Genomic DNA, 13,692 nt, shown 5'->3' with positions numbered 1-13,692 from the left:
TTCGCGGAGTAAAACCGGCTGGTCATTCGGTGAAAATAATCGAAACTTTTGGCGCGGGCCTCGTGTCAGGTTAAAGGTAGGGCCACAGCGACTGGTGCATTCCTTGCAACAGCCACTTCACCCATTCTGCTCCAGCGCATGGGCAGCACTTGCTCACCGATGCGTAGCGCGTTTGCGCCCGGCCACAGGATTTGGCCACGAACACCGTTTGTGCCAGACCTAGAATTAGATCAACAACACGGGAGATTCATATGATCAGTGCGGCTTTAGATATCCAGGGAGAACGTGCTCATCAGCAGGTCGGGGAAACGAGCACCGTCGGTGTCCTCAATGCCAAATCAATCAATATGCCGATCCCCAAGACGCCGACACCGGCAGCCAGCCAGACCCCCAACAAAAAGAAAGTCCTGTTCGTTACCTCGGAAATTGCCGATCTGGTGAAGACCGGAGGTCTTGGCGACGTTTCCGCCGCACTGCCGCGAGCCATGGCGCACCTGCATGATGTGCGTGTGCTGATCCCCGGTTATTCGCAAGTGATGAACAGCGAAAACCCGATTCATATCATCGGTGAACTGGGCGGGCACGCAGCGTTGCCGCCCTGCAAGATCGGGCGCATGGACATGCCCGACGGCTTGGTCATTTACGTGTTGATCTGCCCTGAATTGTACGAGCGTGAGGGTTCGCCCTACGGCGCCAACAACGGCCGCGACTGGCCGGACAACCATATTCGTTTCGCCCGCCTGGGCCTCGCAGCAGCCGATATCGCCGCCAACCTCGCCCAAATTCACTGGTGCCCGGACCTGGTGCACGCCCACGACTGGCCGGCTGGCCTGGCCCCCGCCTATATGCACTGGCGCGGCCAGCGCACCCCGACCCTGTTCACCATCCACAACCTGGCGTACCAAGGTGTTACCAGCCTTGGCTCGTGCCCGGAACTCGGTATCCCCATGCATGCCTTGCAACAGGAAGGCATGGAATTTTACGGCAAGATGTCGTTTCTCAAGGCCGGCATGGCCTACGCAAGCCACATCACCACGGTCAGCGCGACCTATGCCCAGGAAATCACCACACCGGCCTTCGGCTGCGGCCTTGACGGTTTTCTCGCCGCCAAGACCCAGCAAGGTCTGCTCAGCGGGATTCCCAATGGCATCGATGAAAGCTGGGACGCGGCCACCGATCCGCACCTGTTCCACCCGTTCGGCATCGGCGACTGGGACGGTAAAGCCGTGAATGCCGCGCACGTTCGCAGGCTGTTCGACCTCGAAGACTCTGAAGGTCCGCTGTTCGCCGTGGTTTCGCGCCTGGTCTACCAGAAAGGCCTGGACTTGACCGAAGCGGTGGCCGATTACATTGTCGCCAACGGCGGGCAGATCGCGATCATCGGCCGCGGCGAACCGGAAGAAGAACAAGCCATGCGTGAACTGGCGTTGCGCTTCCCCGGGCAAATCGGCGTGCGCATCGGCTTCAATGAAACCGACGCCCGCAGGATGTTTGCCGGCAGTGATTTCCTGCTGATGCCTTCGCGTTATGAGCCTTGCGGCTTGAGCCAGATGTACGCCCAGCGCTTCGGTTCATTGCCGGTGGCCCGCAATACCGGCGGTTTGGCGGACACCATTGAAAATGGCGTGACCGGTTTCCTCTTCGATGAATCCACCGCAGAGAGTTATCGCGAAGCCCTGAGCCGCGCATTCAAAGTGTTCGCCTTCCCCGGCCTGCTCAACGCCATGCGTTGCCGGGCCATGACTGCGCCTTTCAACTGGTGCAAGGCCGTCGAACCCTACGCCGAACTCTACGAACAACTGGTGGCTAAAACGCTGGGAAAATCGGGCAAACAGTAAGAGGCTTTCAACGATGCCGTTACGGACCCTTGAGACCTGGCCCCACGGCGCAATCATGCTGGACGCAGAACACACGCGTTTTGCCTTGTGGGCGCCAGATGCGTTTTTCGTCAGTCTCGAACTGGAAGATGGACAATCCCTGCCACTGCTGCCTCAGGCCGATGGCTGGTTTGCGATCAAGACCCGCTGCCGCGCGGGTACCCGCTACCGCTACAACATCGATGGCGAGCTTACGGTGCCGGACCCGGCCTCCCGCGCCCAGGCGGGCGATATCGACAGCCACAGTGTGGTGGTCGATCCCCTCGCCTATCGGTGGCAACACAGCGCGTGGCAGGGTCGGCCGTGGAATGAGGCGGTGATCTACGAACTGCACGTCGGTGCACTCGGCGGCTTCAGCGAGGTCGAGCAACACCTGGCGCACCTGGTCGAGCTGGGTGTTACCGCCATCGAACTGATGCCGCTGGCGCAGTTCCCCGGCGAACGTAACTGGGGCTATGACGGGGTTCTGCTTTACGCGCCCCAAGCTTCCTACGGCTCGCCCGAACAACTCAAACACCTGATCGACACGGCCCACGGCCATGGTTTGGCGGTGATTCTCGACGTGGTCTACAACCACTTCGGCCCGGACGGCAATTACCTGCATCGCTACGCCAAAGGTTTTTTCCGCGAAGACAAACACACCCCATGGGGCGCGGCGATCGACTTCCGGCGGCGCGAGGTGCGCGACTTCTTTATCGACAACGCGCTGATGTGGTTGCTGGAGTACCGCTTCGACGGCCTGCGCCTGGACGCGGTGCATGCCATCGAAGACCCGGACTTTCTTCAAGAGTTGGCGCAACGGGTGCGGCGGCAAACCGATCCGGCGCGGCACGTGTGGCTCATGGCGGAAAACGAGCACAACCAGGCCAGCCTGCTGGGGCAAGGTTTCGACGCACAGTGGAACGACGACGGCCATAACGCCCTGCACGTTCTGCTCACGGGTGAAACCGACGCCTATTACGCCGACTATGCCGAGCAGCCCACCGAACAGCTCGCCCGCTGCCTGAGTCAGGGCTTCGTGTTTCAGGGCCACATCACCCGCCACGGTACGCCGCGCGGTGAGCCGAGCGGTCACTTGCCGCCCACGGCGTTCGTGCTTTTTCTGCAGAACCATGACCAGATCGGCAATCGCGCCTTTGGCGAGCGCCTGCATCAGTTGGCCCATCCTGATGCCCTTTACGCCGCCACCGCGTTGCTGCTGTTGTCGCCGATGATCCCGCTGATGTTCATGGGCGACGAATTCGCCGCCGAGCAACCGTTCCTGTTTTTCACCAGCCACCACGGTGAACTGGCGGAACGGGTGCGCGAAGGACGACGCAATGAATTCGCGGCGTTCAGCGCCTTTGCCGATCCGCACAAACGCGAGCAGATTCCCGACCCGAACGCGACGCAGACCTTCGAAGCTTCACGGCCAACACTGACCGCCAGCCGCCAATCGCCGATTTACGACCTGTATCGCCAACTGCTGCAGATCCGCCATCAACACATCATCCCGCACCTGCCCGGCGCCCAGCCGATGGGCGCGCAGGTACTGGCCGAGGGCGCGGTGACGGCGCGCTGGCGGCTGGGCGATGGCAGTCAGTTGCGCATTGACCTGAACCTCAGCGATGCGCCTGTGGTCCACACCCCACAGGCCGACGCGACATTGCTGTTCGAACACCCGCCACAATCGGCCGGTCTGTTGAATCAGGGCACACTTGCCCCGTATTGCGCGCTCGTCAGCCTCACGGCCGCAGCCCCTTTGCTACCCCCGGATGGAGAGCGCCCATGAGCAATGCGCAACTGGAAATACTGGCCAGCCGAGCAGGCTTGGCCGTCGACTGGATCGACGCCAATGGCCGTCCACAGAAAGTGACCCCGGCGGTATTGCGCTCGGTGCTCAGCGGACTTGGCCATCCCGCCAGCACCGCCCAGGAGATCGACGCCAGCCTGCTGCAATTGCAGCAGGTGCAACAAACCCGGCATCTGCCACCGCTGCTGACCTGCGACGTGGGCGTTGGCCTTGATCTGTCCCACTACTTCGAACCGCAAACCCCGTGTGAGATCCATCTCGAAGACGGCTCACGGATTAACTTGAAGCTCGATGACAACGCTGTGTTGCCCGGCCTGGTGCCGGTGGGTTATCAGCACGTCAGCATCGACGATCAATCCTTCACCCTGGCGGTAGCACCCCAGCGCTGCTACAGCGTCGGCGACGCCGTTGACAGTGAAAACCCGCGCGCCTGGGGCCTGAGCGTGCAGTTGTACTCGCTGCGCCGTCCCGGCGATGGCGGTTTCGGCGATACCCAGGCCCTCGAAGATCTGGCCCGGGTGGCCGGCGAACGGGGCGCCGAAGCATTGGCGATCAGCCCGCTGCATGCGATGTTCAGCGGCGACACCCAGCGCTACAGCCCTTACTCGCCGTCCAGCCGTTTGTTCCTCAATAGCCTGTACGCGGCGCCCGGTGCGATTCTCGGTGAACGAGCCCTGCGCACCGCGATCGATGCCACCGGTCTTGCCGCTGAGCTCAAGCACCTCGAAGCACTGCCGCTGATCGACTGGCCCACCGCCGCCGAAGCCAAGCACCGTTTGCTCGAAGCCTTGTACGAAGGGTTCACCCACGGTGAACATCCCTTGCACCCAGACTTCAGCAGTTTCCGCCATGCCGGTGGCGAAGCGCTGGAAAATCATTGCCGCTTCGAAGCGATCCAGGAAGCCCGTGCGCGGCGCGGTGAAAGCCTCGACTGGCGCGAGTGGCCCGAACAATGGCGTGACCCGCGCAGCACCGCTCTGGCGCATTTTGCCGAAGAAAACTCGACCCGAATCGGCTACTACGCGTTCTGCCAATGGCTGATTGCGCGCAGCCTGGAGCGCGCTCAGACCGCCGCTCGCAGTGCCGGCATGGGCATTGGCCTGATCGCCGACCTGGCCGTTGGCGCCGACGGCGGCGGCAGTCAGGCCTGGAGTCGTCAGGACGAATTGCTCGCCTCACTGACCGTGGGTGCGCCACCGGACATCCTCAACCGTTCCGGCCAGGGCTGGGGCATTTCCGCGTTCTCCCCCGAAGGTCTGGTGCGTAATGGCTTTCGCGCGTTCATCGAAATGCTGCGGGCCAATTTCGCCCATGCCGGCGGCCTGCGGATTGATCACGTCATGGGCCTGCAACGACTGTGGGTGATCCCCAACGACGCGCCGCCCAGCGACGGTGCCTACCTTTATTACCCGGTGGACGACCTGCTGCGCCTGCTGACCCTCGAATCCCATCGGCATCAGGCCATCGTCCTTGGCGAAGACCTCGGCACCGTGCCCGAGGGTCTGCGTGAAAAACTCATCGCGCGCTCGATTCTCGGCATGCGCGTGCTGCTGTTCGAACAGGACAATACTCACTTCAAGTCGATTCTCGAGTGGCCGGACAATGCCCTGGCAACCACCAGCACCCATGACCTGCCGACGCTCAATGGCTGGTGGCATGGCCGCGATATCGACTGGAGCGCGCGCTTGAATCTGGTCGACGCCCCGGGGGAAATCGAATGGCGCCAACACCGTGAGCGCGAGCGCGAAGGCTTGCGTCGGGTATTAAGCGAGGACCCGCAGAATTTCCGCGAAGAGTCCCACGAAACCGATCAGGTGCTCGACGCCGCCATCCGGTTCCTTGGTCATACCCGCGCGCCGCTGGTATTGCTGCCCATGGAAGATTCCTTGGGTATCGAACAGCAGGCCAACCTGCCCGGCACCACCGACACCCATCCCAACTGGTCGCGCAGGCTACCCGGCGCCAGCGAAGCCCTGCTCGATGATCCGGACGCCGCCCGGCGCCTGGAACTGCTCGCCTGTGCGCGACTTCAGGCGGCCGAGCGTGACCAATGAATCAACCGTTCAACCAACCGCTGCGGGCGACTCTGCGGCTGCAATTTCATAAAGGTTTCACCCTGGATCAGGCGGTGCCGCTGGTGCCGTACTTCGCCAGTCTGGGCATCAGCCACGTCTATGCCTCGCCGCTGCTCGCCGCCCGCGCAGGCTCCATGCATGGCTACGACGTGGTGGACCCGACCACCGTCAACCCTGAACTGGGCGGCGAAGCTGCCTTGCGCCGTTTGGTCGGTGCATTGCGCGAACACAATATGGGGCTGATCCTCGACATCGTCTCCAACCACATGGCCGTCGGCGGTGGCGACAACCCCTGGTGGCTCGACTTGCTGGAATGGGGGCGGCTGAGCCCTTACGGCGAGTTCTTCGACATTCAATGGCACTCGCCCGACCCCTTGATGGAAGGCCAATTGCTGCTGCCTTTTTTGGGCAGCGATTACGGTATCGCCTTGCAGGACGGCACCCTGCCCTTGCGTTTCGATGCCCGGCGCGGCGCCTTTTATGTCGAGCACTACGAACATCACTTCCCGATTTGCCCCACAGACTACGGCGAACTGCTCAAGGCCGGTGATCAATTGAATGCCGAGCAGGTCGAGCAGCTAAAATCCCTGGCAGACCGTTTCAGTACCTTGAGTTACCAGACCGACGCGCACAGCCTGGCGATTCCACTGAAAACCGAGCTGCATGAACTCGCCAGCGATCCGGCCATTCTTCAGGCGATCCAGCACACCCTCGGCACCTACGACTCGCTCACCCCCGAGGGTTTCCAGCGTCTGCATAACTTGCTCGAACGCCAGAGTTATCGCCTGGCCAGTTGGCGCACCGCGGCGGACGACATCAACTGGCGGCGCTTTTTCGATATCAATGAACTGGGCGGCCTGCGGGTCGAACGCCCGGCGGTGTTCGAGGCGACCCATGCAAAAATCTTCGAACTGGTGGCCGAAGGTCTTGTCGACGGGCTGCGCATCGATCACATCGATGGCCTCGCCGACCCGCGCGGTTACTGCCGAAAATTGCGCCGCCGAGTCGATAGCCTGGCACCGCAGCGGCACCTGCCGATCTACGTCGAGAAGATCCTCGGCGAAGGCGAAACCCTGCACCGCGACTGGTCCGTCGATGGCAGTACCGGTTACGAATTCATGAACCAGTTGTCGTTGCTGCAACACGACCCCGAGGGCGCCCAGACCTTGGGTGAACTCTGGAGCCGGCACAGCGAACGGCCCGCTGATTTCCGTCAGGAAGCGCAACTGGCGCGCCAGCAGATTCTCAACGGCTCCCTCGCCGGCGATTTCGAAAGTGTCGCGCACGCCCTGTTGCAAGTGGCCCGGGACGATTTGATGACACGGGACCTGACCCTCGGGGCGATCCGTCGGGCCTTGCAGAAACTGATCGTACATTTCCCGGTGTATCGCACTTACATCAGCCCGCTGGGCCGCGCCGCCCAAGACGAAGTGTTTTTCCAGCAGGCCATGGACGGTGCCCGGCAAACCCTTGGCGAGGCCGATTGGCCGGTGCTCGATTGCCTGTCCGGCTGGCTCGGTGGCCAACCCTGGCGCAAGCACCCGGTGGGCCGTCCACGCAAACTGCTCAAGCATGCCTGCGTGCGCTTCCAGCAACTGACCTCACCGGCGGCGGCCAAAGCGGTGGAAGACACCGCGCTTTATCGCTCGGCGGTGCTGCTGTCGCGCAACGATGTCGGCTACAACACCGAGCAATTCAGCGCACCGGTGGTTGACTTCCATGCTGCCTGCGTCAATCGCCTCGCCGAGTTCCCCGACAACCTGCTGGCCACCGCGACCCACGACCACAAACGCGGCGAAGACACCCGCGCGCGGCTGGCGGTGTTGAGCGAGCGTAGCGCCTGGTACGCCGAACAGGTCGAACACTGGCGAACCCTGGCCGCTGAGTTGCGCATTGAACCCGGCGCGCCTTCGGCGGGTGACGAGCTGATTCTCTATCAAGCGATCCTCGGCAGTTGGCCGATGGCGCTGCGCAGCGATGATCAGGTGGCGCTCGAGGACTACGCCCAACGCCTTTGGCAGTGGCAACAAAAAGCCCTGCGCGAAGCCAAGTTGCAAAGCAGCTGGAGCGCGCCAAACGAGGGGTATGAACAGGCGACCCATGGGTTTCTCGAACGCCTGCTGCTCAGCCCCGAAGGCGAGCGACTGCGCACGGCCATCGGTGCTGCGGCGCAGAGCATCGCCGCCCCCGGCGCGTTGAATGGCTTGGCGCAAAGCTTGCTGCGAATGACCGTGCCGGGGGTACCGGATCTTTATCAGGGCAACGAGTTCTGGGACTTCACGCTGGTCGATCCGGACAACCGCCGGCCGGTGGATTACGCCAGCCGTCAGCAGGCCATGCACATACAGTTGGACCTGCCCGATCTGTTGGCGAACTGGCGTGACGGGCGCATCAAGCAAAGCCTGATCGCCAAGGCGTTACACCGGCGTGCCGAGCATGCCGGGCTGTTTCAACAAGGGAGTTATCAAACCCTTGAAGTCCTCGGCAGCCAGGCTCACCGGGTACTGGCGTTTGCTCGTGAATGGCAGGGAAAACGGGCTATCGTGATAGTACCGATACGCTGTGCCGAACTGCTGGAAAACAGTGCCCAACCACAGGTTGACGCGCCGCTCTGGGGCGATACCCGAATCAAATTGACGTTCGCCGCCCCTGAAGAAAATCTGAAGGGGCTTTTTGCGAGCGTCATAGTCACAAAACACAGGGAGCTGATGATCAGCGCCGCGCTGGGGGATTTCCCGGTCAATCTCTTTATCCAAACGACCCAAGCTTGAGTTCAGTTCAGGAGCATTGCGATGAGTACCGACGATAAACGCATCCGCGAATTTGCCTATCAGATCTGGGAATCCGAAGGAAAACCCGTGGGCCAGGAAAAACGCCATTGGGAGATGGCCTGCAAACTGGCCGAAGCCGAAGCACTGGCGCCCGGCAAGTCATCGAAAGCTGGCAGCAAAAGCCTCGGCGCCAAGTCCGCGGTCGGCAAGCCCGACGGCAAGCTCAATGCCAAAGGCGTCGAACCCAAAACCAGGGCCAAAGCCAAACCCTCTGCTTCGACAGTGACCCCGCTTGGCGAAAAAAACGTCGAGAAAAAGCCACGCGCCGCGCGCAAACCGCCAACGACCTGACGCGTTTATCGCCTTGCCTCGCTTGATTTGTGGCGTATCCCGCGCCACCGAGGGCGCGCTCGCCCTCGAAAAAAAACAGAGCCACGGTTCATCGCAGTCGAGTACCGTCACCCCATGCAGGAGCAACTATGAGCAGTCCAAAGAAAACCGCGCCCGAACTTCGTGCCGAGGCTTCGCGAATCCGTGAAGGCTTGCCCTTCCCGCTAGGCGCGACCTGGGATGGCCTGGGGGTCAATTTCGCGCTGTTTTCGGCTAACGCAACCAAGGTCGAACTGTGCATCTTCGACGATGCCGGCGAGGTGGAACTCGAGCGTATCGAGTTGCCGGAATACACCGACGAGATCTACCACGGCTACTTGCCCGACGCCCATCCCGGGTTGATCTACGGCTATCGTGTGTACGGTCCTTACGACCTGGCCAACGGTCATCGTTTCAACCCCAACAAGCTGCTGATCGATCCTTACGCCAAGCAATTGGTCGGCCGATTGAAATGGTCCGAAGCGTTGTTCGGCTACACCATCGGCCACCCTGACGCCGACCTCAGTTTCGATGAACGGGACAGCGCGCCCTTCGTGCCCAAATGCAAAGTGATCGACCCGGCTCACACCTGGGGTCATGACCATCGGGTCAGTGTGCCGTGGGACAAAACCATCATTTATGAGACTCACGTACGCGGTATCAGCATGCGTCACCCCGCCGTTCCCGAGAACCTGCGCGGCACCTTCGCCGGGTTAATGGTCGATGACGTGCTCGAACACATCCGCAAGCTCGGCGTGTCGACCGTGGAATTGCTGCCGATTCATGCCTTCGTCAATGACCAGCATCTGTTGCACAAAGGCATGACCAATTACTGGGGTTACAACAGCATCGCGTTCTTTGCCCCGGACCCGCGCTACCTGGCCAGCGGCAAGATCGCCGAGTTCAAGGAGATGGTCGCGCACCTGCACGAGGCCAATCTGGAAGTAATCCTCGACGTGGTCTACAACCACACCGCCGAGGGCAACGAACAAGGCCCGACCCTGTCGATGCGCGGCATCGACAACGCCTCTTACTACCGCTTGATGCCCGACGACAAGCGCTACTACATCAACGACTCCGGGACCGGCAACACTCTGGACCTGAGTCACCCGTGTGTGCTGCAAATGGTCACCGACTCTCTGCGTTACTGGGCCACGGAAATGCACGTAGACGGTTTCCGCTTTGATCTGGCGACCATTCTCGGCCGCTACCACGATGGCTTCGACGAGCGCCACAGCTTTCTCGTGGCCTGCCGTCAAGACCCGGTGCTGCGCCAGGTGAAGATGATTTCCGAACCGTGGGATTGTGGCCCTGGCGGCTATCAAGTCGGGAATTTCCCGCCGGGCTGGGTCGAATGGAACGACAAATTCCGCGACACCGTGCGCGCGTTCTGGAAAGGTGACGACGGCCAACTCGCCGACTTCGCCAGCCGCATGACCGCCTCCGGCGAGATGTTCAACCAACGTGGGCGCCGACCATATGCCTCGCTGAACTTCATCACCGCCCATGACGGTTTCACCCTCAACGATCTAGTGTCGTACAACGACAAGCACAACGAAGCCAATGACGAGAATAATCAGGACGGCAGCAACAACAACCTGTCCTGGAACCACGGTGTCGAAGGCCCCACCGACGATCCCGAGATCAATGCGCTGCGCCAGCGGCAGATGCGCAACTTCTTCGCCACGTTGCTGCTGTCCCAGGGCACGCCGATGCTGGTGGCCGGCGATGAGTTCGCCCGCACCCAGGAAGGCAACAACAATGCTTACTGTCAGGACAGCGAGATCGGTTGGGTCAATTGGGACTTGAGCGAAGACGGTAAGGCTCTGCTGAAGTTCGTCAAACGCCTGATCAGATTGCGCCTGGCCTATCCGATTCTGCGTCGAGGGCGCTTCCTGGTGGGCAATTACAACGAAGACATCGGCGTCAAGGATGTGACCTGGCTGGCCCCGGACGGCAGCGAAATGTCTACCGAACAATGGGAGGAAGGCCACGGTCGTTGCCTGGGCATGCTGCTCGATGGCCGCGCCCAGGAAACCGGTATTCGCCGCAAGGGCGCCGACGCGACCCTGCTGCTGGTGGTCAACGCCCACCACGACATCGTCAACTTCCTGCTGCCGGAAGTGCCTGACGGCGGTTTCTGGACGTGCATGATCGATACCAATCAACCCTCGATTCGTGGCCAGGAGCGTTTCGAGTTCGGTCACGAATATTCGGTCACCGGCCGTTCGCTGTTGCTGTTCGAATTGCAGCGCGAAGAAGACGAGTGAAAGGCCCCCTGTAGGAGCGAGGCTTGCCCGCGAAGGCGGTTTGCCAGTCGACATCATCGTTATCTGACACACCGCCTTCGCGGGCAAGCCTCGCTCCTACAGGGATTGTGCTTGCCTTCGAAGGTTTCGGTGACTATTTGCGACACCTGACACAGCTTGGATTAAAAAATCCGTATCAGACCAAAGGCTGAGGCGACGAATAGCGATCCGTGAGCAATACTCTGCCCGCGGCAATCCAGGGTTCGGAGCGCTGCAATTGCTATTTACTCCCGCCTTTACGGGTCTGCCAGGCTTGTTCCCCTGCAAGTAACGCACATGACTGAGGGCAAGACAGAACAAGGAAGTAGCGCCTATGAAATCGGTTTCCATCAGTGAAAACAGTTTGCCCGCGCAAATCTGGAACAACGCCCCGCAGCGGGACAACATCCCTGTCATCAACACCGAAACGCTGGTCCCGGCCAGCGCTCGCGTAGTCGTCATCGCGCCGCATCCCGGCGATGAAGTGGTGACCTGCGGCGGCCTGCTGCAGTTGCTGTGCGCCCTCGGTCATCCTCTGCAATTGATCTCGATCACCGACGGTAGCGCCAGTCATCCGGGGTCGCGACAATGGTCGGAGAAACGCCTGAGCGTATTCCGCCCCCAGGAAAGCGTCGAAGCCTTGCGCCGGCTCGGACTGCCGATGCACAGTCTGAAGTGGATTCGCGCCGGCTTCACCGACAGCGGTCTGGCCGAGCGGGAGTCTGAACTGACCCAATTCATCCTCCGCTACCTGCGCCCTGGTGACGTGGTGTTCACCACCTGGCGCGAAGACGGCAACGTCGACCACGACGCCGTCGGCCGTGCCAGCGCCAAGGCAGCAGCCCTGGTGGGTGCGACGCTCAACGAAATACCGGTTTGGGCCTGGCACTGGCCGGCACGTGATCACGGGCTGATCCCTTGGCATCGCGCTCGCAAGGTACGCCTCGACACCTGGACCGTCGCGCGCAAAAGCCACGCCACCTACGCCTACGCCAGCCAACTCGACGGCGAGCCGGCAATCGGCATCGCCCCACTGCTGCCCCCGGTGATTCTGGAGCGCATGCGATTGCCGTATGAAATTGTGTTTGTCTGAAACCCCGGCAACCATTCAGTAGCAACTGCCTGCGAGACCGCTGTAGCAGCTGTCGAGCCTGCGAGGCTGCGTTCGGCTGCGCAGCAGTCGTCAATCTAGCATCTGTGGTTTGCCTGACACACCGCGTCGCCTGATTTTACGACTGCTGCGCAGCCGAACGCAGCCTCGCAGGCTCGACAGCTGCTACAGCCGAACGCTGCTACCAAGTTGCGGTGAATGTGTTGTTACAAGACGAATCACGCTGAACTGCTCGCCCATGCATCAGTCGCATGCATACATCAGCTTGATTCAGAGGAGTGAACGTGACCAGCGATGCCGAACGACAGGCCGTCGAATCAATGCCATCGAACACGACCCCGGCGATCCATCGACTCAGAGTGCTGACGGTCAATACCCATAAAGGCTTCACCGCCCTTAACCGGCGTTTCATCCTCCCGGAATTGCGTGAAGCGGTACGCAGCACGTCGGCGGACCTGGTGTTTCTGCAGGAAGTGGTTGGTGAGCACGACCGGCATTCTTCCCGTTACAACGATTGGCCCCAAACTTCGCAATACGAGTTCCTGGCCGACAGCATGTGGAGCGACTTCGCTTACGGTCGCAACGCGGTCTACCCCGACGGCCACCACGGCAATGCCCTGCTGTCGAAATACCCGATCCGCGAATTTCGCAACCTCGATGTCTCGATCACCGGCCCCGAGCGACGCGGGTTGTTGCACTGCGTGCTGGATGTGCCGGGGCATGCCGAAGTGCATGCCATTTGCGTGCACCTGAGCTTGTTGGAAAGCCATCGACAACTGCAGTTGCAGTTGCTCTGCCTGTTGCTCGAATCGCTGCCCGATGACGCCCCGGTGATTATTGCCGGCGATTTCAACGACTGGCAGTTGCAAGGTAACGCCGCCCTCGCCCGGCGCCATTACCTGCATGAAGCCTTCGAGCGCCATCATGGCCGGCCGGCGAAAACTTACCCGGCGCGTTTTCCCCTGCTGCGCCTGGACCGGATCTACCTGCGTAATGCCAGCAGTCATGAACCGCGAATACTCGGCCACAAACCCTGGACGCATCTCTCGGACCATTTGCCGCTGGCGGTGGAAGTGCGCTTGTAACACCGTCAAGCGACAGTCGCCGAGAATTGCTAACGCCGACAGAAAAAATGACAGCAATGGCGCACCGACGCCGTTTGTTTATCCTGCTCCGGATTCTCCGTCAACCAACCGATAGCCCCCTACCCAACGCGTCTGGCCCGCGCCTTTCGGGATGATTTTTCGCACAAACAACGACTTATATACGCGCCAAAATTCAGTCACTTACAGCACGTAAAATAGCCATACCGCTTATCGGCCACTTTCTTGACGCAGCGCCAACAGTCTTCTTAGCTAGTGCTTACTACCCCCGGAAATCCATCAGGGGCAAGCCCCCAGACTCCTGTA

At 61.1% G+C, this 13,692-nt stretch carries 8 protein-coding genes; all 8 read left to right on the top strand.

Annotation, left to right across the window (positions count from 1 at the left end; genetic code table 11):
* The first annotated feature begins 251 nt into the window (after nt 1–251).
* The 8 genes from glgA to ACYZT2_RS13930 all read left to right on the top strand — a co-directional run bounded on the left by glgA (nt 252) and on the right by ACYZT2_RS13930 (nt 13,368).
* Complete coding sequence (glgA, locus tag ACYZT2_RS13965) at nt 252–1,838, top strand: glycogen synthase GlgA (protein WP_461964778.1); 1,587 nt, start codon at nt 252–254, stop codon at nt 1,836–1,838.
* A gap of 13 nt (nt 1,839–1,851) precedes the next feature.
* On the top strand, nt 1,852–3,648 hold the full coding sequence (treZ, locus tag ACYZT2_RS13960; protein ID WP_461964776.1) for a malto-oligosyltrehalose trehalohydrolase: 1,797 nt from the start codon (nt 1,852–1,854) through the stop codon (nt 3,646–3,648).
* A complete protein-coding gene (gene malQ, locus ACYZT2_RS13955) occupies nt 3,645–5,723 on the top strand; it encodes a 4-alpha-glucanotransferase (RefSeq protein WP_461964774.1) in 2,079 nt (692 codons plus the stop codon). The genes treZ and malQ overlap by 4 nt, the downstream gene beginning before the upstream one ends.
* On the top strand, nt 5,720–8,515 hold the full coding sequence (locus ACYZT2_RS13950; RefSeq protein ID WP_461964772.1) for a malto-oligosyltrehalose synthase: 2,796 nt from the start codon (nt 5,720–5,722) through the stop codon (nt 8,513–8,515). The genes malQ and ACYZT2_RS13950 overlap by 4 nt, the downstream gene beginning before the upstream one ends.
* Before the next feature lie 21 nt (nt 8,516–8,536).
* Nucleotides 8,537–8,866 (top strand): DUF2934 domain-containing protein, encoded by a 330-nt coding sequence (locus ACYZT2_RS13945; protein WP_461964770.1) that lies wholly within the window; start codon nt 8,537–8,539, stop codon nt 8,864–8,866.
* Between the two features lie 128 nt (nt 8,867–8,994).
* Nucleotides 8,995–11,154 carry a glycogen debranching protein GlgX gene (glgX, locus tag ACYZT2_RS13940; protein WP_461964768.1) on the top strand — a complete coding sequence of 720 codons (2,160 nt, stop codon included), beginning with the start codon at nt 8,995–8,997 and terminating at the stop codon, nt 11,152–11,154.
* Nucleotides 11,155–11,506: 352 nt separating this feature from the next.
* Nucleotides 11,507–12,265: a PIG-L deacetylase family protein gene (locus ACYZT2_RS13935; RefSeq protein WP_461964766.1), complete on the top strand. Its 759-nt coding sequence runs from the start codon at nt 11,507–11,509 to the stop codon at nt 12,263–12,265.
* Between the two features lie 302 nt (nt 12,266–12,567).
* A complete protein-coding gene (locus ACYZT2_RS13930) occupies nt 12,568–13,368 on the top strand; it encodes an endonuclease/exonuclease/phosphatase family protein (protein ID WP_461964764.1) in 801 nt (266 codons plus the stop codon).
* Nucleotides 13,369–13,692: the final 324 nt, after the last annotated feature.

It is taken from the genome of Pseudomonas sp. MDT1-85 (assembly GCF_054898065.1).
The sequence above is the reverse complement of the archived record's forward strand: the minus strand, read 5'-3'. Positions and strand labels throughout refer to the sequence as shown.